Below are 19,124 nucleotides of genomic sequence, written 5' to 3'. Positions count from 1 at the left end.
CCACAAGAGCAAGGGAGCCTTCCCCAATGACGACGCGGATCCGCAAGGTAGCTGTGCTGGGCGCCGGAGTGATGGGCAGCGGCATCGCCGCCCATCTGGCCAACTCGGGCGTGCGCGCGCTCCTCCTGGACATCGTTCCGCCGAAGGCCGCACCGGGCGAGGACACCTCGACCAAGGCCTTCCGCAACAAGTTCGCCCTCGGGGCGCTGGCCAACATGCGCAAGCAGAAGCCCAGCCCCATCATGTCCGAGCAGGTGTTCACCGCCATCGAGGTGGGCAACTTCGAGGACGACCTGTCGCGCATCTCCGAGTGCGACTGGGTCATCGAGGTGGTGAAGGAGGACCTGGCCGTCAAGCAGGCGCTCTTCGCCAAGGTGGAGCAGCACGCCCGCAAGGACGCCATCATCTCCTCGAACACCTCCGGCATGTCGATTGTCGGGATGACCGAGGGCCGGGGCGAGGCCTTCAAGAAGAACTTCCTCGTCACGCACTTCTTCAACCCGGTCCGCTACATGAAGCTCCTGGAGCTCGTGGCCGGCAAGGACACGGACCCGGCGGTGATGAAGGCCATCCACCGCTTTGGCGAAGAGGTGCTCGGCAAGGGCATCGTCTACGGCAAGGACACCACCAACTTCATCGCGAACCGCATCGGCGTGTACGGGATGATGCGCACCATCGCGGCCATGGGCCCCGCGGAGCTGTCCATCGAGGAGGTGGACAAGATCTTCGGCCCGGCCATGGGGCGCCCCAAGTCGGCCGTGTTCCGCACCGCGGACATCGTCGGTCTGGACACCTTCGTCCACGTGTCGAAGAACTGTTACGACACGCTGACGCAGGACGAGGAGCGTGAGGTCTTCGCCATCCCCGGCTTCCTCCAGAAGATGGTGGAGAAGGGGATGCTGGGCGACAAGAGCGGCGGCGGCTTCTACAAGAAGGACAAGAGCTCCGGCGGGAAGGAAATCCTGGCGCTCGACCTGAAGACGCTCGAGTACCGCCCGCAGGGCAAGGTGCGCTTCGAGTCGCTGGGCGCCGCCCGCGAGGTGGAGAACGTCAAGGAGCGCGTCGCCGTCGTCATGAACGGCACGGACAAGGCCGCGAAGTTCGCCGAGCAGGTGACGCTGGACGTGCTGGCGTACACCAGCCGCCGCATCCCCGAGATTGCCGACGACGTGGTCAACGTGGACCGCGGCGTGCGCTGGGGCTTCGGGTGGGACCTGGGCCCCTTCGAGGTCTGGGACGCGTACGGCGTGAAGAAGGGCGTCGCGCGGATGAAGGAGCTGGGCCTCAAGCCGGCGAAGTGGGTGGAGGACATGCTGGCCACGGGCCGCGAGTCCTTCTACGGCGTGGAGGGCGGCAAGGACACGTACTGGGACATCCCCACGAAGTCCGTGAAGGTGGTGCCGGAGAACGCGCGCACCCAGCGCGTGGAGTACCTCAAGCGCGGCAACAAGAAGGTCGCCGGCAACGACTCCGCCACCCTGTGGGACCTGGGCGACGGCGCCACGCTGCTGGAGTTCCACACGAAGATGAACTCCATCGATGACCAGATCATCGAGATGATGCACACGGCGCTGGACGAGACGGAGAAGAACTTCAAGGGCCTCGTCATCGGCAACGACGGCGCCAACTTCTCCGCGGGCGCGAACATCGTCGCGCTGGTGTGGGCGGCGAAGAGCGGCCAGTACGAGGACATCCGCAAGCTGGTGACGTCGTTCCAGGCGGCCAACCAGCGCATGCGCTACAGCCCGGTGCCGGTGGTGACGGCGCCCTTCAACCTCACGCTCGGCGGCGGCGCCGAGGTGACCATGGGCGGCAACGCGGTGCAGGCGAGCGCCGAGCTGTACATGGGCCTCGTCGAGGTGGGCGTGGGCCTCATCCCCGGCGGCGGCGGCAACATGCAGCTCTTGCGCAACGTCTACGGCGCATACTCCACGGACAAGGACTTCGATCCGTTCCCCTTCCTCAAGAAGGTGTTCCTGTCCATCGGCACGGCGAAGGTCGCCACCAGCGCCGAGGAGGCGCGCGAGGCGGGCTTCCTCACGCAGGCGGACGGCATCAGCGCCAACCGCGACTTCCTCCTGTCGGACGCGAAGGCGCGCGTGCTGGGCATGGCGGACGCGGGCTTCCGCGCGCCGCGTCCCTCGCGCTTCCGGCTGGGCGGCCCCAGCGGCTACGCCACCATCGACATGATGCTGTACGACATGGAGATGAACGGGCAGGTCAGCGCGCACGACCGCAAGATCGGCCAGAAGCTGGCGCGCGTGCTCACCGGCGGCGACACCAGCACCTCGGCGCTGGTCACCGAGGAGAAGCTGCTCGAACTGGAGGCCGAGGCCTTCCTGAGCCTGTGCGGCGAGGAGAAGACCCAGGACCGCCTGACGCACATGATCGAAAAGGGCAAGCCGCTGCGGAATTGACGGCCGGCCGGTACTCATTGGCGACGACATAAATTTCGCTGCATGCCCGGGTGTTACCCGGGCAAGGAGACATCAAGATGCCTGGTCGAGTCGTGATTGCCAGCGCGGTCCGCACGCCGTTCACCCGCGCGCACAAGGGAGAGTTCAAGGACACGCGGCCGGATACCCTGGCGGCCGTCGCCATCAAGGAGGCCGTGGCGCAGGTCCCCGGCCTGAAGCCGTCGGACGTCGAGGACGTCGTCCTGGGCTGTGCCATGCCGGAGGCCGAGCAGGGCATGAACGTGGCGCGTCAGGCCACGCTGCTGGCGGGTCTGCCGGTTGACGTCCCGGCGATGACCATCAACCGCTTCTGTTCGTCCGGGACGCAGGCCATCGCGCAGATTGCGGCGGCCATCCAGGCGGGCCACATCCAGGTGGGCATCGGTGGTGGCACCGAGTCCATGACGATGGTGCCCATGGGCGGCAACAAGGTCAGCGCCAACCCGGACATCATGGCGAACCACCCGGAGATCTACAGCTCCATGGGTGTGACGGCGGAGAACATCGCCTCGCGGCACAACGTGTCGCGTGCGGACTCCGACAAGTTCGCCGCCGAGAGCCAGCGCCGCGCGGCGACGGCTCGGGAGACGGGGAAGTTCAAGGAGGAGATCGTCCCGGTCACCACCACCGTCTACGACGAGGAGGGCAACGCGCAGACGGTGACGGTGTCGGTGGACACCATCCTGCGTCCGGAGACGACGGCCGAGGGCCTGGGCAAGCTGCGCCCGGCGTTCAACGCCAAGGGCGTGGTGACGGCCGGCAACGCGTCGCCGCTGACGGACGGCGCGGCGGCGGCGGTGGTGATGAGCGAGGAGAAGGCGAAGGAGCTGGGCGTCAAGCCGCTGGGCTACTTCGTGGACTTCGCCGTCGCGGGCGTGCCTCCGGAGGTCATGGGCATCGGCCCCGTGCCCGCGGTGCGCAAGCTCCTGGCGAAGAACAAGCTCGAGGTGAAGGACATCGACGTCTTCGAGCTGAACGAGGCCTTCGCTCCGCAGGCGCTGTACTGCATCCGTGAGCTGGGCATCCCGGAGGACAAGGTGAACCCGAACGGGGGCGCCATCGCCCTGGGTCACCCGCTGGGCGTGTCCGGTGCGCGGCTGGTCGCGACGATTCTGCGCGAGCTCAAGCGCCGCAACGGCCGCTACGGCGTCGTCACCATGTGCATCGGTGGCGGCATGGGCGCCGCGGCGCTCATCGAGCTGGCGAAGTAATCGCCGCACGCTCCTGAAAGTTCACGGGCCCCGGGGAAGCGCTTCCCGGGGCCCGTTTTCGTTCGGAGACCTCAGAAGAGGCGGGTGATGACGAGGACGGAGGGGCCCGCCACGGAGGTGACGCCCTGGGGCGTCGAGCATGCGAGAAAGTCCGTCTGGAGCAGGGTGGAGGTGACGACCACCGTGGCGCCCACGAAGCGGCCCTCGGTCACCGTGGACTCCGTTGCGATGACAACCTCTCCCAGGGGCGCGGCGCGCAGGAGGGCTCGACCCTGCCCCGTGCTGTAGGTCCCGTCGTTCCACTTCAGTGTGAGGGACAGGTTTCCGTTCTCGAGCAGGCCACACGAAAGTGGGGTCTGCGCGAACGTATCGAGACTCGCGGACACGAGCCCCAGGGGGAGCCCCGTGCAGGGGCCGTAGAGCGCCTTCGAGTCGACGGTGATGAGCCGAGGGGTGTTCGAGAGCCCGGGCGCGTAGTTGACCCTCAAGGTGCCCGGGCAGGTGAGGGCCACGGGCTGCGCACGGCTGGCCGGGGCCAGCAAGAGGGTCGCCATGAACAGGGTGGACAGGACCGCGTGGAGCGCGTGGTTCATCATCAGTTCCTCCATGGACCGTGGCTCGAGCGCCACGTGAGCCGATGATGGTCGGGCGCGGGAGCGGTCGTGCGATGGGCACGCGGAGGCGGAGCTCGTCCGACATGATTCGCGCCAGCGGGTGCTCAGCACCTCACGAAGGGATTGGACTCGAAGACAGGGGCCGGACGCAGGGCAGGCGGTGATGGCGAGCAGGGGCTGCGCGCCCGGAGAACGGGCGGCGGGGTGGAGCGGGCCTACTTCCGACGCTCGGGCGCCTCGGGGTCGTCCACGGGGACACCGGCGAGTCGCAGCACGCGCAGCGCGTTGGTGGTGTCCACCACGCCTTCCCGCAGCGTGTAGTCGAACACCATCTGTCCCTCCTCCAGGTGGTCCCTGAAGTGGACGTTGCGGACCTTCGCGTTCGTGGTCTCCTCGGCGAGCGAGGTGAGCGACAGGTCATGCGTCGTCACCGCGCCGCTGGCGCCCGTGGCGAGCAGCAGGCGCAGCACCTCGCGCGAGGCGAGCTGGCGCTCTCGCGTGTTGGTGCCCAGCAGGATTTCGTCGAGCAGGAACAGGGCCTGGCCGTTCGCTGCGCGCGCCGCGTCCAGCACGGCCTTGATGCGCTGCACCTCCGCGTAGAAGTACGAGACGCCGCGCTCCAGCGAGTCCTTCACCCGCATGCTGGTGAGCACATGCAGCGGTGACAGGCGGAACGACGCGGCGGACACGGGCGCTCCGGCGAGCGCCAGCACCACGTTGGCGCCCACAGCGCGCATCAGCGTCGTCTTCCCGCTCATGTTGGAGCCGGTGATGATCAACGCGTGCGCGGGGCCGGGGAGGGACACGTCGTTGGGCACGGGCGCGTCCAGCAGCGGGTGTCCCAGCTTCGTCGCCTCGACGATGGGGCCCTCCTTCACCAGCGTGGGCCAGGCGAAGGCGGGGCGGTCATGCGCGAGCCCGGCGACACAGGACAGGGCCTCCAGTTCCGCGAGCGCCTCGAACCAGTGCCGCACGCGGGTGCCGTGCTTCTCGCGCCAGTTCTCCAGCGCGAACAGCGCGTGGATGTCCCAGAGGGTGAGCCAGTGCACGATGGAGTGGAACTGGTGCCGCTTGAACTCGATGAGCGAGAAGAGCTGGCTGAAGCGACGGAAGTGCGAGGACACCGGCGGCTCGCCCTGCTGTTGGAGGCCCGTCTGGAGCTGGCGCAGCAGGGGATGCTCGAAGCGCTGGCTCTCGATGCGCTCGAAGAGGGGGGCATACCGCGCGAAGCCCCGCTCGCCCTTCTCCACGTTGTCGTCCATCCGCTTGAGCGTCTTGCGGGTGGCGGCGGCCAGCGCGAGCTGTGCGATGAGGCCCGCCCAGACGGATGCGCCGGGAATCACGCCCACCTCGCCCAGGACGAAGAGCGCGAGCGTCACGAAGGGCAGCACCACCGCCAGCGGACGGGACCAGCGGATGGAGTCGAGCGAGGAGCCGGCTTCCGCCCATTGGATGAAGAGCGCGGGGTCCGCCTTCTCCTTGGCCACCGTGCGCGCGTCCACGCAGAGGTCCTGGCGGAAGTCCACGCGCGGGGCCAGCTCCTGGGCGGCGCCCTGTCGGGCCTCGACGACCTCCCGTGAGGCAGGGGACGACAGCCACGCGGCGAGCCGCTCCTCACCGGCGCGGGTGGCCGTCTCGTTGAGGAGCTGGAACAGGCTGCCCTGGCCGAAGACGTCCAGGTCCGGCGTGTAGAGGTGGGAGGGGGAGGCGAAGCGCTCGCCCTGCTCGGTGAACTCGTGCCAGCCGTGCCCCAGGCGCGCCAGGCCCCGCTCGTTGAGCGTCACATAGAGCCGCTGGCGCTCCTCGCGACGGAACACCTGGTGGTGCATGACGGCGAGGATGATGAAGACGACGACGAAGCCGAGCGCGCCCCACCACCACGTCTTGGGCAGGCGTCCGGTGAGGATGAGGCCCGAGATGATGGCCGCGGCGAGGACGGCCACGGTGCGCAGGTTGGCGTAGCGGGCGCTGATGCGGTCCAGGACGGACAGCTCCGCCTGGGCGGCGGCGCGGCGCTCGGTATACGTGTGGTGGGGACTCGGGCGGGTGGCGTTCACGGACACGGTGGCCGCGCATGCTGTGCTTCCGGCCCGCCCAGGGCAAGAGGCCCTTGTCGTCGGGTGCCATCGGGACGACGAAGCCCCACCCGGGCCTTCAGCCCCACAACTCCCGGGGCGGCCAGAACAGGGTGTTGCCCTCGAAGAGCAGGCCCGGCTCGCGGTCCTTCGCCAGCAGCAGGGGACCGTCCAGGTCCACCACCTCCGCGTCCTGGGCCACCAGGGCCGCGGGGGCCATGGAGAGGGACGTGGCCACCATGCAACCCACCATGAGCTGCAGCCCGTGCCCTCGCGCGTCCCGGGCCAGGGCCAGGGCCTCGGTGAGCCCTCCCGTCTTGTCGAGCTTGATGTTGAGCGCGTCGTACTTGCCCACGAGCGCCGCCAGCCCGTGCCGGTCATGCGCGGACTCGTCGGCGCACACGGCCACCGGGCGCCCCAGTCCCCGCAGGGCCTCGTCGTCCGAGGCGGGCAGGGGCTGCTCCACCATCACCACCCCCAGCTTCGCGCACGCATCCAGCAGGCCGGGCAGCTCCGCGGGGCTCCAGCCTTCGTTGGCGTCCACGATGAGCCGGCTGGTCGGGGCTCCCTCGCGGATGGCCCTCAGACGCTCCAGGTCCTCGGTGCTCCCGCGTCCCAGCTTCACCTTGAGCAGCGGTCGGTGCGCGGACTTCACCGCGGCCCGGCCCATGGCATCCGCCGTGTCCAGGCTCAGCGTGTACGCGGTGACGAGCGGCCGGGGCTCGGGCATCCCCAGCAGCGCCCAGACGGGCCTGCCGGTCCGCTTCGCCTCCAAGTCCCACAGGGCGCAGTCCAGCGCGTTGCGCGCGGCCTTGGGCTCGAGCACCTCGGAAACCTCCTCCCGGGACAGCCCTCCCTCGATGCGCGCCCGCGCGGCCTCCAGCGCCTTCAGGACACCCGGCACCGTTTCGCCATAGCGGGCATAGGGCACACACTCGCCGCGCCCCACGGCGCCGCCTTCCTCCAGCGTGACGACCACCACCTCGGCGCTCGTCTTCGAGCCCCGGGAGATGGTGAAGCTGCCGGCGATGGGCCAGCTCTCGTGTCGGACGGTGAGCTTGCGCATGGGCCTTCAGCTCCGGACGGGGAAGCGGCGAGAGAGCTCGTCGACGAGCGGCCCGACACCGGTGCGGATGGGGTCCACGCAGGGCAGCCCGTGCTCGCGCCCGGTGCGCTCCAGCAGCGCCAGGGCCTTGGCTTCGTCCAGGTGCTCGGTGTTGATGGCCAGCCCCGTGCACTGGATGGCGGGGTTGGTGAGCTGTCCCTCGAGCACGGTGCGCTCGATGACGGCTTGAATCGAGGGCAGCGCGTGCTGGACGCCACGCATCTTGGTGCGCGTGGGCTCGTGACAGACGATGAAGGCATCCGGCTGCGCGCCATGCAGCAGCCCCAGCGTCACGCCCGCGAACGAGGGATGGAACAGCGAACCCTGCCCCTCCACCAAATCCCAATGGTCCGCGTCGTTGGCGGGGGACAGCCACTCGGCCGCGCCCGCGACGAAGTCGGACACCACCGCGTCGATGGCCACGCCCCGACCCGAGATGAAGATGCCCGTCTGTCCCGTGGCCCGGAAGTCCGCCTTCAGGCCACGCGCCCGCATCTCCTTCTCCAGCGCGAGCACGGTGTATTTCTTTCCCACCGAGCAGTCCGTGCCCACCGTCAACAGGCGCAATCCCTGACGCTTGGTGCCCTTGCCCGTGGCGAAGTCCTGGTCGGGGATGCGCACGTCGTGCAGCGCGCGGCCGTTGCGTCGGGCCGCCTCGGCGATGGCGGGGAACGAGGACAGCCTCTTGTGCAGCCCCGTGGCGACGTCCATCCCCGCGTCCAGCGCCTCGACCAGCTTGCTCACCCAGTGCCCCGGCAGCACGCCGCCCGCGTTGGCCACGCCGACGATGAGCGTCCGGGCGCCCTTCGCCTTCGCCTGCGCGATGTCCAGGTCCTCGAGGCCACAGTCCGCCTTGCAGCCCGGCAGCCGCAGCTGCCCCACGCACCAGTCCGGCCGCCAGTCGACGATGCCATGCGCCGTCTTCGCCGCGAGCTGGTCGGGGACATCCCCCAGGAACAACAGGTAGGGCTTCTGGATCTCCACCAAGGTCCTCCCCGGGCCCCAGGCAGGGGCTGTGGCGCGCTTTTCAGCACGGCCCCTCGAAGCCCGCAAGGACTGTCGGAAAGCGCCTCGAAACCACCCCTCACGTAGGCCCTCCCGGCGCCCCGAAAAATGTCAGACCCACCCCGTATTCTTCCTCTCGTCACGGCACACGAGGGGAGCCAAGAAATGAGCAAGTCCGTCGTCGATAATCGCGTCGAGATTGTCTTCAGCTTCGATACCACCGGCAGCATGTATCCCTGTCTCGCGCAGGTCCGAAAGAAGCTGCACGGCACGGTGTCCCGGCTGATGAAGGAGATTCCGGGCATCCGCATCGGCGTCATCGCGCACGGCGACTACTGCGACGCGCGCTCGACGTACGTGACGAAGATTCTGGACCTCACGGACGACGTGAACGCGGTGGTGCGGTTCGTGGACAAGGTGGGGCAGACGGGCGGCGGCGACGCGCCGGAGTGCTACGAGCTGGTGCTGCACGAGGCGCAATCCCTCTCATGGACCGCGGGCTACAAGCACGCCTTCGTGTTGATTGGTGATGACGTGCCGCACGCGCCCTCGGACAATCCGAAGCGGCTGGACTGGCGCAAGGAGGTGGACGCGCTGGGTAGGCTGGGCATCCCCGTGTACGGGGTCCAGGCCCTGGCGCGCCGCCACGCGACGCCGTTCTACCGGGAGCTTGCCCAGAAGTCGGGCGGCTTCCACCTGAGCCTGGACCAGTTCTCCCACGTCACCGACATGCTGCTGGCCGTCTGCTACAAGCAGGCGTCGGACGCCCAGCTCCAGGCCTACGAGGCGGAGGTCTCCCGCGAGGGTCGCATGAGCCGGAGCCTGAGCGGCCTGTTCAGCACCATGCTCGGGCGCGCGCCCACGTCCGTCTACGGCGAGGCCGACCTGCGCGCCGTGCCTCCCGGCCGCTTCCAGTCGCTGGAGGTGGACGCGGACATGCCCATCAAGACCTTCGTCCAGGAGAACGGCCTGGGCTTCAAGACGGGCCGGGGCTTCTACGAGTTCACCAAGACGGAGACCATCCAGGGCCACAAGGAGGTCGTCCTCATGGACCGCAAGACGGGGGACTTCTTCAGCGGAGAGCGGGCGCGGGAGATGCTGGGCCTGCCGCCGGGAGAGACGGTGCGCATCCGCCCCGCGAGCCTGGAGAAGTACGTCGTCTTCGTGCAGAGCACCTCCGCCAACCGCAAGCTCGTGAAGGGCTCGCGCTTCCTCTACGAGGTGGAGGACTGGGACGGCGCCAAGGCGCTCGCGGCCTGAGTCCCGACGACAGGGGCAACGGCCCGGAGTGCGTGTTGCGAGGTCGGTGACTGTCGGTCAGGTGATGGTCGACATGAGCCATTGTGTCTTGGGGGCGGCCCGGGCGAATCCAAGGGTTGAAGAGGTGGCATCGGGTCGTTAGTTCCGAGGGTCGTGAGACCCTGGCTCCCATCGCTGCTGCTGCTCCTCTCGGGCTGTGGCGCGTTCGAGATGCACCCGTACGAGGTTCGCGGGGGCGAGCGGGACTCGAATGCGCGGGCCGTGGAGCGGCTCCAGCAGCGGATGAGCTCGGGGCCCTTCCGCTTCGCGGTGATTGGGGACATCGGCATCTTCCAGGGCTCCTCGGAAGCAGCGGTGCGGGACCTGGCGCGGCGGGACGTGGACTTCGCCGTGCAGATGGGGGACCTGACGGAGTTCGGCTCGGCGGACGAGTACAAGTGGGTGTCGAAGCTGCTCAGCGACGCGTCGGTCCCCACGATGGCGGTCATCGGCAACCACGACATGGTGGGTAAGGGGACGGAGCTGTTCCTGGCCCGCTTCGGTCCGACGTTCCTGTCCTTCGAACATGGCGGCAGCCGGTTCGTCCTCTTCGACTCGAACTCCCGCGAGTACGACTTCCCCGGCGACGTGCCTGACCTGGCCAGGCTCGGGCAGGCGCTCGCCGATGCTCCGCCGGACGGCCACCTCTTCACCTTCTCGCATGTGGCGCCCGGGCATCCGGACTTCGACCCGGTGCTGACCGGGCCCCTGGAGGAGCTCCAGTCGGAGCGGGGCGTGACGGTGTCCTTCCACGGCCACGCCCACCGCTTCCAGAGCGATGAGCGACAGGGCGTGCGCTACTTCGTCACCGACGCGCTCGACATCCGCAGCTACCTGCTGGTCTCCGTCGAGGGGCCGTCGGTGGATGTCGAACAGGTCTTCTTCTGATGTCGCGCTCCGGGCTCGCGGGAGGACTGCTGGCGTCGCTGCTCCTGGCGGCGTCCTCGGCGCGCGCGGAGGAGCAGGAGCTGCTCGAGGACGTCTCCGAGTCGAAGGGGGCGCCGTGGTACGTGCCGGACCATGCGGCCGTGCAGTTCGCGGGCTCCATCGGGATGCTCGCGGCGGGGCCCGGGTGGGCGTTCCTGGACGAGCAGGTGGACCTGGAGGTGCTCGTGGGCTGGGCGCCGCAGGCGGTGGCGGGCTCGGACTTCGTCACGCTGACGCTCAAGGCGCAGTGGCATCCGTTCCGGGTGCGCCATGGGGAGTGGGACCTCCGTCCGCTCACCCTGGGCGCGGCGTTCAGCTACACGTTCGGCGATGACTTCTACCTGACGCTGCCGGACCGGTACGAGTCGGGCTACTACTGGTTCAAGACGGCGCTGCGTCCGGCGTTCCTGCTGGGAGGGGGCGTGGGGCGGCCGGCGAAGGTGCTCGGGTTCGAGCGGCTCGAGGGGTACTACGAGCTGGTCGCCACGGACTACCGCATCGTCCAGTTCCTCCGGAACCCGGACACCGTGAAGCTGGGCCTGTTCTCGCTCGCGCTCGGCGCCCGCGTCCGCTTCTGAGTCACGGACGCGTGCCTCAGCGTGGCGGCTGGGTCGCGGTTGCGGGAGCCCCCGTGGGGACGGGCCGGGGCGTGGGCTCGGAAGCTTCGCTCTGCGCGCCACCGCCGCGCAGCCTGCGGAGGATTCGCGGCGCCTCGGCCGCGAAGCGCTCCTGCGCATCTGGCAGCGGGCGATCCCACAAGTCACTCAGCTCGGTGCCGGGCAGGCCCGCGCCGAAGCGCACCTTCAGCTCACGTCCGATGAGCGCGTAGCGAGGCTCCCAGCCGATGGTGGTGAGCAGGTAGCGCCGAGGGTCCGGACGGCTCATCGGAATCCCATCGCCCAGTTGCTCCGGCGCGTGCGTGTCCCCCAGCAGGTCGAACAGCGTGGGCACCAGGTCGATGTGGCCGGTGACGGCTTCGACCTTTCCGGGCGGCAGGCGCTCATCGAAGACGAGCATGGGCACATGCAGTTGCAGCTCGGTGACGTCGCTGGCGTGGCCCACGCGGCCGTGCTCGCGGAACTCCTCGCCATGGTCTCCGGTGAAGACGACCAGGGGGCGCGTGCCGCGCACGGCCTCCCACTGGGACAACAGCTCCTCCACCTTCGTGTCCACCTCGTAGGCGGAGTTCCACGCGCGGGCCTTGAGGTGCTCGGCGGGCACGCGCGCGGTGGCGAGACCGCCCTTGCCGTCCCACGCGGGCGAGAACACCGCCGAGCGCGGCGGGTAGTCGTAGTCGAAGTGCGTGCCCGCGAAGAACACGAAGGTGAACAGCGGCGTGTCCACGGGCGTGGAGCGCGCCAGGTCCAGCGCGTCCTTCACCATGGCCGCGTCGCGCAGGTGGCTCTTGCCCTCGTAGTCCGTGCGCAGGCCGCCCTGCACGTCGCGGAACACCGTGTCCTTCAGCCCCATCCAGTCCACCGAGGACGCGGCGAAGAAGGCCTGGCGATAGCCGTTCTCCCGCAGCGCGGGGAAGAGCAGGGGCGCGCGGCCCGCGCCCACCACCGCGTCACGGCGCTGGGCCTCCAGGCCGAAGAAGAGGCTGAAGACCGAGTAGTCCGTGGAGCTCGCCGCGCTGTGGTGGTGCAGGAAGCGCGTGCCGTGCTCCGCGCGCTTCCACAGGTGGGGCATGACGTCCGGACGGAAGAAGTCGTCGCGCAGGCTCTCGACGAGGATGAGCAGGATGTCGGGCTTGCGCGTGAAGCGCACGGCGGCGGGGTCGATGGTCGACGCGGGCGCGCCGGCCTCGGGGCTCACGCCCAGGCGCAGGCCCGACGCGGGAGGCCGGCTCGTCAGCCGCATCAGCAGCGTGTTCATCCGCACGGGCGGCTGGAGGGGCAGGGTGGTGGCCGCGTGCAGCACCGCGCCACCATGGGCGAACACGAGCCACGCGCTCGTCAGGCGCTCCACCGCGGTGGTCAGCACGAGGACGGCGACCAGCCTCGCCACGTGCCGGGGCCGATGGACGCGGCGCAGGAACTGGACGCCCACCCAGACATCGAGCGACAGCACGGCCAGGGTGCCGACCGCGAGGAGCGCGAGTTCGTGCGGCGCGAGCCCCGTCTCCGCGAGCGCGCGAGGCTGCATGGCCACCGCGAGCACCAGGCCGTTGATGTGGAAGCCCAGCGAGGACAGCACGAGCGCGTCCACGCCCAGCATCGCCACGCCGAGCGCCACGGCGATGGGCAGGGCCACCGCGTAGCGCCGCCCGAGCAGCATCAGCGGCAGCGTGGCGACGAAGGTGAGCAGCCCCAGGAACAGGGCCTGGATGACGCCGCCCGCCAGCAGCACGGGGCGCAGCGAGGCGGCCAGCCGCTCCACGGAGGCAAGCAGGGGGGCACCGAAGAACGCCAGCGCGAGCAACCCGTGCAGCGTGCACCACAGCAGCGCGGGGCCCAGCAGGGGCGTGGCGCCGGCCAGACGCTGGCGGAGCCCCTGGGCGGGGAGGGTGTCGGAAGGCGTCCGGGACATCGCGCCTTCTGCTAGCCCGCCCCCGGCGCATGTTCAAGCAGCGACGCGCGCCCGACTGCTTCCTCGCAGTGGAAGCGCGCCCGGCGTCTCCAGAGTCCTCGTGCCGCGTGTGGGAGGGGTGCCAGGATGGGGAGCATGCCGCCACGCAAGCTGGTGCGACATCTCGTCTGGCTGGAGTCCTTCACCGCCGCCGTGGAGGCGGGCAGCATCGAGTCCGCCGCCGAGCACCTGGGCGTGGCGCGCTCCGTGGTGAGCGAGCACATCCGCGCGCTGGAGATGGCGCTGGCGGACGGCGCCACGCTGCTCGAGCGCGGCCCCGGGCGTCGACTCCAGCTCACCGCGCGGGGGGAACGGCTCTTCGCCGGCACCCAGACGCCCCTGCACCAGCTCGACATGAAGCGCCTGAAGGACCTCGCCAGCGCCGAGCCCGTGGTGCGCCTGGGGCTCAATCCCACGCTGTCCCTCTCGCTGCTCGGCAAGGTCGCCCAGAACGCGGCGGCCACGGGGCTCAAGCTGGTGCTCAGCTTCGGCGGGCCGCACGAGCTGACGCGCCAGGTGCAGACGCGCCAGCTGGACCTGGCCCTGGACTTCACGCCCCTGCCGTCGCACGAGGGCGTGGAGTCGGAGTCGCTGCTGCGCATGCCCTTCGTCGTGCTCGCGGGCCCCGGGAGTTCGCTCGCGACAGCATCCACGGCTCGGCGCACGCTGCATGTGAGGGACCTGGCGGGCCAGCCCTTCGTCGACTGGCTGCGCGACGACCCCTACGGTGGCGCGAACAGCGCGCGCTTCGCGGAGCACGGTGTCGCGGTGCAGGAGGTCGCCCGTGTCGAGAGCTTCCTGCTCCTCTACGAGCTGCTGCGCGCGTTTCGCGCCTGCGCGATCACCCCCGACCTGCGCCCCATGCACCCGTTCCCAGAGGACATCCACGCCTGGCCCCTGAAGGAGGAGGAGCCCCAGGCCGTGGAGGTCGTGGCCCTCTGGCCCTCCGGCTCCCTCAGTCCCGGGGCCGCCAGCGTCCTCGACGGACTGCGTCAGCGCGTGTGAGTTCTCGTCGATAAAACGACGAAGGCGTCGGATTCTGTCGGTTTTCCGGAGCCGACTGCCGTCAGTATCCTCTCCTGATTGGAAGTTTTCACCAGGAGTACTCGGATATGACGCCAACGGAACTGACGATATCCCGCCTGCCCGCGCATCTGCGGCGCTACGTGGTGAGCCAGGACTACGACGCGTACACGCCGAGGGACCACGCGGTGTGGCGGCACATCCTGGGCAAGCTGCGCGGACATCTCTCCGAGCGGGCGCATCCGGTGTACCTGGAGGGCCTGTCGGCGACGGGCATCAACCTGGAGGCGATTCCCAGTCTCGACGAGATGAACGAGCGGCTGTCGCGGCTGGGCTGGGCGTGCGTGGGCGTGCGCGGGTTCATCCCGCCGGCGGTGTTCACGGAGCTCCAGTCGATGGGTGTGCTGGCCATCGCGTCGGACATCCGCACGCACGAGCACATCGGCTACACGCCCGCGCCGGACATCGTGCACGAGAGCGCGGGGCATGCGCCCATCATCGCGAACCGGCGCTACTCGGAGTACCTCAAGGCCTGCGGCCTGGTGGGGTTCAAGTCCATCGCGAGCCTGGAGGACCAGGCGGTGTTCGAGGCCATCCGGAACCTGTCGGTGGTGAAGGAGGACCCGGACGCGAGCGAGGACGAGGTGGCGCACGCGGAGGCGCGGCTGGCGGCGGCGAGCGCGAGCCGGCGCTACGTGAGCGAGAGCACGCGTGCCAGCCGGCTGTACTGGTGGACCGCGGAGTACGGCCTGGTGGGGGACCTGGAGCGGCCGCGAATCTACGGCGCGGGCATCCTGTCGAGCATCGGCGAGGCGGAGCATTGCCTGACGCCGGCGGTGCGCAAGCTGCCGCTCACGGTGGCGTGCGCGGACACGGAATACGACATCACGCGGATGCAGCCGCAGCTCTTCGTGGCGCGCGACTTCGCGCACCTGTTCGAGGTGCTCGCGGAGTTCGAGTCGACGCTGGCGTTCAAGCGCGGTGGGGACTTCGGGCTGGAGGTGGCGCGCGAGGCTCGCACGGTGAATCACCTGGTGCTGGCGGACGGGCGCGAGGTGACGGGGCGGGTGATGGAGTCGGTGCTCGCGCCGGGGCCGGTGGCGCCCGGGCTCACGTCCGCGCTGGTGCGGATGGAGGGGCCCATCATCGTCTCGCGCGGTGGCAAGGCGGCGGACGGGACGCGGCCGTGGAATGGCTCGGCGCTGGTGGCGTTCGGCGCGGGCGGGTTGCCGGAGCGCGGGCCGTTCAAGCTGTCGCTGTCGAGCGGGTTGGAGCTGGAGGGCTTCGCCGCCGGTGGGGGCGAGGTGCTGGCGCTGCGCGCGCGGCTCGCGGGTCGGGTGTTGGAGGTGCCCGCGGTGACGAAGCTCTTCGTGAGCACGCACCTGCCCTCGGTGGCGGGTGGGCCCGCGGACCCGGCGACGTGGGACCGGTGGTTCGGTGAGCTGGAGGCGTTCGCGGAGGGCGACGGCGAGTCGAAGGCGCGCGAGCGCAAGTCGCTGGCGCTGCATCCGTCACTCGCGGCGCTCTACCGCGAGGTGCGAGGCTTGCGTGAGTCGGGGCGCGCGAAGCCGGAGCGTCTGGCGCAGATCGCCGCCGCCGCGACGGACTTCCAGGATGACTGGCTCCTGCGCGCCGAGGTCGAGGAGCTGAAGGCCCGCGCCTGAGTCGTAACGGGGCCGCGGGTGTTCTGGCGGTCTCGATGGAACCTCCAGGCTGAATGGCTCCTGCGCGCCGAGGTCGAGGAGCTGAAGGCCCGCGTCTGAGTCGTGACGGGGCCGCGGGTGCAGAGGCGGTCCCGACGGACCCCCAGCACGCGCGTGGGGTTCGCGTGACGTGGCCTCTCGTGGCAGGCGCGAGTCCCACGCCGCAGGTCCCCTGTCGGCGGACGGTTCCGTGGGTCCGCGCGGACAGACGGCTCGACTCGCGCGAGCGGCAAGTTTCTGGCCGCGCTCATCCCGTCGAGCGTTCGCTATCTCGCGCGGCGCGGGACGGATTGAACGAGTTGAACGGAGAGGTTCACTCGTCGGCGTTCGGTGGGCACCGGGCGTTTCGTCGAGTTCGTTCCCTCAGCCCCGCACCGGAGCGGGCTTCGTGGGTTCCACGACAGTGGAAATCACGCCCACATCGCGGCTTGTCTGATGGCCACGGACGTCCACTTTCGATCAACCCGGCCTCCGGATTGAACGAGTTGATCATCCGCGCATCCGGGAGCGCATGAAGTCGCCCGCACCGGAGAGCAGGGCCACGCCAGGCGAGCGCGCGGAGCGCATCAACCAGGGCACCCCAGAAAACGACGCGGGCCCGGCCACACGCGAAGCGCATGGTCAGGCCCGTCGTTGAACGCTGCTTCGTCACACCCGCGAGCGCGGGCCGTGGCTCACTTCTCCTTCGAGGCGATCTTGCGCAGGGCCTTCTGGTCGCGCACGCAGAGGATGCGGCCGACGTTGCCCAGTACGCCCTCGCGCTTCATCTCGTTGATGAGCGTGGACACGAACGAGCGCGAGGCGCCCACCAGGTCCGCCAGGTCCTGCTGCGTGATTCCGCGCAGGTCCGTCTCACCGCCGTGGGGGCAGCGCTCACCGTGCGCCTCCACCAGCGTCAGCAGGGTGTCCGCCAGACGCGCCGGGACCTCCTTGAAGGTCAGGCCCAGCACGCGCTTGCGCAGGGCACGCACGCGCTCGGCGTAGGCGCGCACCACGTCCACCGCCAGGGCCGGACGCGCCTCGAGCTGCGCGCGGAAGTCACGACCCTCGATGCTCCACACCTCGGCCTCACCCGCCGCGATGGCCATCTCCTCGATGGGCGTCCCCTCGGGGCGGAACAGCTCGCCGAACAGGTCGCCCGGGCGCAGGATGGACACCACCGAGCGGGTGCCGTTCTTCCCGATGCGCATCAGGCGCACGCGGCCGGACTTGAGCAGATAGACGCGGTCCGTGTTGTCGCCGGGGCGGTAGATGGTCGAGTTGTGCGGGAAGGACTCGACCTTGAAGTACCCCTTGAAGTCGATGGCCTCCTGCCCCGGAACGAGCTTGTTCGCGGTGACCATCATCCCGGAGCTGGTCGCCTGGAGCGGCGCCACGACGTTGGAACCGATAGGGCCGAGGGGGCGATTGAAACCGTGCATGGCATTCACTCCGTGGAAGGCAGTCGGGGGTAGAAGCGGCCGCCTGCTTCGGCGGCAACGGGGCTTTCCAGTTCCAAGAGACGTGCCAGCGGGGAATGAAGTGCTCCAGGGGGAACACATCCAAGAATGCCGGGTACTTAGCGCTAGAGGTCCGTAGCACCCACCCTTCTGTGTCCAAAACCTGAAACAGAACGTTCAAACAGTCTGATCAAGTTGAACGAAACGTTAAATCCACCAGGGCCTCTGTCGCGGCCCGGACAGTGTTCACGGGTCGTCTTTCACGGGGAACCCCGGCCCTGAAGGGTTCTGTCCCTGTGAAAGATTGTACTTCTGCAGTTTGCGCTCGAGGGTCGGGCGACTGATTCCAAGAATCTGGCAGGTGCGACCCTTGTGCCCCTTGGTGACGGCCATCGCACGGGCGATCAGCATCCGCTCCGCTTCGTCGAGCGTCGGAATCTGGCTGGCGTCGTCCACCGCGGGCGCGGTGAACATGAGGCTGTTGCTCGGGGGCCGTCCGTTGTCCGGTGAGGGCTGGGTGTCGAGTGACGGGAGATCATCCCCGCGGAGCACATCCCCTGGCGCGAGGACGACAGCGCGGGTGAGCACGTTCTCCAGCTCGCGCACGTTGCCCCGCCACGGCAGCCGGGTGAGGCGCTCCATCACCTCGGTGGGCACGCGCGTGACGCGCTTGTGGACCTTCTCGTTGATGCGCTCGAGCAGGTGCTTGACGAGCAGCGGGATGTCCTCGCGCCGCTCGCGCAGCGGGGGAATCAGGAGGGTGATCACCTTGAGGCGCTGGTAGAGGTCCTCGCGGAAGCGCGTGGCCTCCACCTCCTCGGCGAGCGTGCGGTGCGTCGCGGCGATGACGCGGGCGCGCAGCTTGATGCGCTTGACGCCGCCCACGCGCTCGAACTCGCGCTCCTGCAGCACGCGCAACAGCTTCGCCTGGAGCATCAGCGACATGTCGCCAATCTCGTCGAGGAAGACGGTGCCGTCCTCGGCCAGCTCGAACTTGCCGGGCTTGCCCGCGGTGGCGCCGGTGAAGGCGCCCTTCTCGTGGCCGAACAGCTCGCTCTCCAGGAGCGTGTCGACAATGGCCGAGCAGTTGATGCCGATGAAGGGCCGGGGCTCGTCGTACGAGTAGTTGTGGATGACGCGGGCGATGAGCTCCTTGCCGGTGCCGCTCTCGCCCGTAATCAGCACGGTGGCGTGGCTGCCCGTCACCTTGCCAATCTCCTTCACCAGCTGCTGCATCAGGGGACTGGTGCCCACGATGTCGCCCAGGCGCACCGCGGCGTTCTCGCGGTTGACCTCGTCCGCGCGGCGCGACAGCTGGCGGTACTCCAGCGCGCGCTCGACGACGAGGTCCAGCGCGGCCGGGTCCGGGAAGGGCTTGTGGATGTAGTCGAACGCTCCGGCCTTCATGGCCCGGATGGTCGTCTCCATGTCGTGGTACGCGGTGACGAGGATGATGCGGGCATCGCCGCACAGCCCCTTCATCTCCTCGATGATCTCCAGGCCCGTGCGGTCCGGGAGCATCATGTCGAGGATGACCACGCTGGGCATGGTCTCCTGGGCCGCGCGCAGGCCCGCCGCGGCGCTGGTGGCGGTGGCCACCTGGTAGCGCGGCTGGTTGTCGTGCTCGATCTCCTCGAAGTGCATCTTCAAGGTCTCGAGGAGCGACACGTCGTCGTCGACGATGAGGAGGGTCTCCATG

At 69.4% G+C, this 19,124-nt stretch carries 14 protein-coding genes; 7 read left to right on the top strand and 7 right to left on the bottom strand.

The window, feature by feature from the left end; all coding sequences use genetic code 11:
- Positions 1–26 precede the first annotated feature (26 nt).
- Positions 27–2,417 (top strand): 3-hydroxyacyl-CoA dehydrogenase/enoyl-CoA hydratase family protein, encoded by a 2,391-nt coding sequence (locus tag AC6JA9_RS30160; RefSeq protein ID WP_248545974.1) that lies wholly within the window; start codon positions 27–29, stop codon positions 2,415–2,417.
- A gap of 77 nt (positions 2,418–2,494) precedes the next feature.
- Entirely contained in the window at positions 2,495–3,667 is a 1,173-nt protein-coding gene (locus tag AC6JA9_RS30155) for a thiolase family protein (RefSeq protein ID WP_141323678.1), read from the top strand.
- A gap of 71 nt (positions 3,668–3,738) precedes the next feature.
- Here AC6JA9_RS30155 and AC6JA9_RS30150 read toward each other — a convergent pair whose 3' ends face one another.
- From AC6JA9_RS30150 to dgcN, 4 genes are all read right to left on the bottom strand, one after another.
- Positions 3,739–4,275 carry a hypothetical protein gene (locus AC6JA9_RS30150; protein ID WP_141323680.1) on the bottom strand — a complete coding sequence of 179 codons (537 nt, stop codon included), beginning with the start codon at positions 4,273–4,275 and terminating at the stop codon, positions 3,739–3,741.
- 221 nt (positions 4,276–4,496) lie between these two features.
- Positions 4,497–6,344, bottom strand: a complete 1,848-nt coding sequence (locus AC6JA9_RS30145) for a MutS-related protein (protein ID WP_497958222.1) — start codon at positions 6,342–6,344, stop codon at positions 4,497–4,499.
- 91 nt (positions 6,345–6,435) lie between these two features.
- Complete coding sequence (dgcA, locus tag AC6JA9_RS30140) at positions 6,436–7,422, bottom strand: N-acetyl-D-Glu racemase DgcA (RefSeq protein ID WP_223783982.1); 987 nt, start codon at positions 7,420–7,422, stop codon at positions 6,436–6,438.
- 6 nt (positions 7,423–7,428) lie between these two features.
- Positions 7,429–8,445, bottom strand: a complete 1,017-nt coding sequence (gene dgcN, locus AC6JA9_RS30135) for an N-acetyltransferase DgcN (protein ID WP_497958221.1) — start codon at positions 8,443–8,445, stop codon at positions 7,429–7,431.
- Positions 8,446–8,631: 186 nt separating this feature from the next.
- Between dgcN and AC6JA9_RS30130 the strand changes: the two genes are divergently transcribed.
- The 3 genes from AC6JA9_RS30130 (at position 8,632) to AC6JA9_RS30120 (ending at position 11,270) form a co-directional block, all read left to right on the top strand.
- The gene (locus AC6JA9_RS30130; RefSeq protein ID WP_497958220.1) at positions 8,632–9,726 is read left to right on the top strand and encodes a vWA domain-containing protein; all 1,095 of its coding nucleotides are present in this window, start codon (positions 8,632–8,634) and stop codon (positions 9,724–9,726) included.
- Between the two features lie 153 nt (positions 9,727–9,879).
- Positions 9,880–10,653 (top strand): metallophosphoesterase family protein, encoded by a 774-nt coding sequence (locus AC6JA9_RS30125; RefSeq protein WP_426745600.1) that lies wholly within the window; start codon positions 9,880–9,882, stop codon positions 10,651–10,653.
- Entirely contained in the window at positions 10,653–11,270 is a 618-nt protein-coding gene (locus tag AC6JA9_RS30120; protein ID WP_497958219.1) for a hypothetical protein, read from the top strand. Before AC6JA9_RS30125 ends, AC6JA9_RS30120 begins: the two co-directional genes overlap by 1 nt.
- Before the next feature lie 16 nt (positions 11,271–11,286).
- On the opposite strand, the gene AC6JA9_RS30115 is transcribed toward AC6JA9_RS30120, so the two are convergent.
- On the bottom strand, positions 11,287–13,221 hold the full coding sequence (locus AC6JA9_RS30115; protein ID WP_483578376.1) for a sulfatase-like hydrolase/transferase: 1,935 nt from the start codon (positions 13,219–13,221) through the stop codon (positions 11,287–11,289).
- A gap of 135 nt (positions 13,222–13,356) precedes the next feature.
- Here AC6JA9_RS30115 and AC6JA9_RS30110 point away from each other — a divergent pair, with 135 nt between their 5' ends.
- Together AC6JA9_RS30110 and AC6JA9_RS30105 are read left to right on the top strand one after the other, a co-directional pair.
- On the top strand, positions 13,357–14,265 hold the full coding sequence (locus tag AC6JA9_RS30110; protein WP_483578375.1) for a LysR family transcriptional regulator: 909 nt from the start codon (positions 13,357–13,359) through the stop codon (positions 14,263–14,265).
- A 107-nt stretch (positions 14,266–14,372) separates the two neighbouring features.
- Positions 14,373–15,947, top strand: coding sequence for an aromatic amino acid hydroxylase (locus AC6JA9_RS30105; RefSeq protein WP_483578374.1), 1,575 nt, complete (start codon positions 14,373–14,375; stop codon positions 15,945–15,947).
- Positions 15,948–16,660: 713 nt separating this feature from the next.
- Here AC6JA9_RS30105 and mrpC read toward each other — a convergent pair.
- Positions 16,661–17,407: a Crp/Fnr family transcriptional regulator MrpC gene (gene mrpC / locus AC6JA9_RS30100; RefSeq protein WP_015351149.1), complete on the bottom strand. Its 747-nt coding sequence runs from the start codon at positions 17,405–17,407 to the stop codon at positions 16,661–16,663.
- A gap of 264 nt (positions 17,408–17,671) precedes the next feature.
- On the bottom strand, positions 17,672–19,123 hold the full coding sequence (locus AC6JA9_RS30095) for a sigma-54-dependent transcriptional regulator (RefSeq protein WP_223745514.1): 1,452 nt from the start codon (positions 19,121–19,123) through the stop codon (positions 17,672–17,674).
- Between the last annotated feature and the right edge of the window lies 1 nt (position 19,124).

Source organism: Myxococcus sp. MH1 (assembly GCF_059738865.1).
This window is presented reverse-complemented; position numbering and strand designations above follow the sequence as displayed.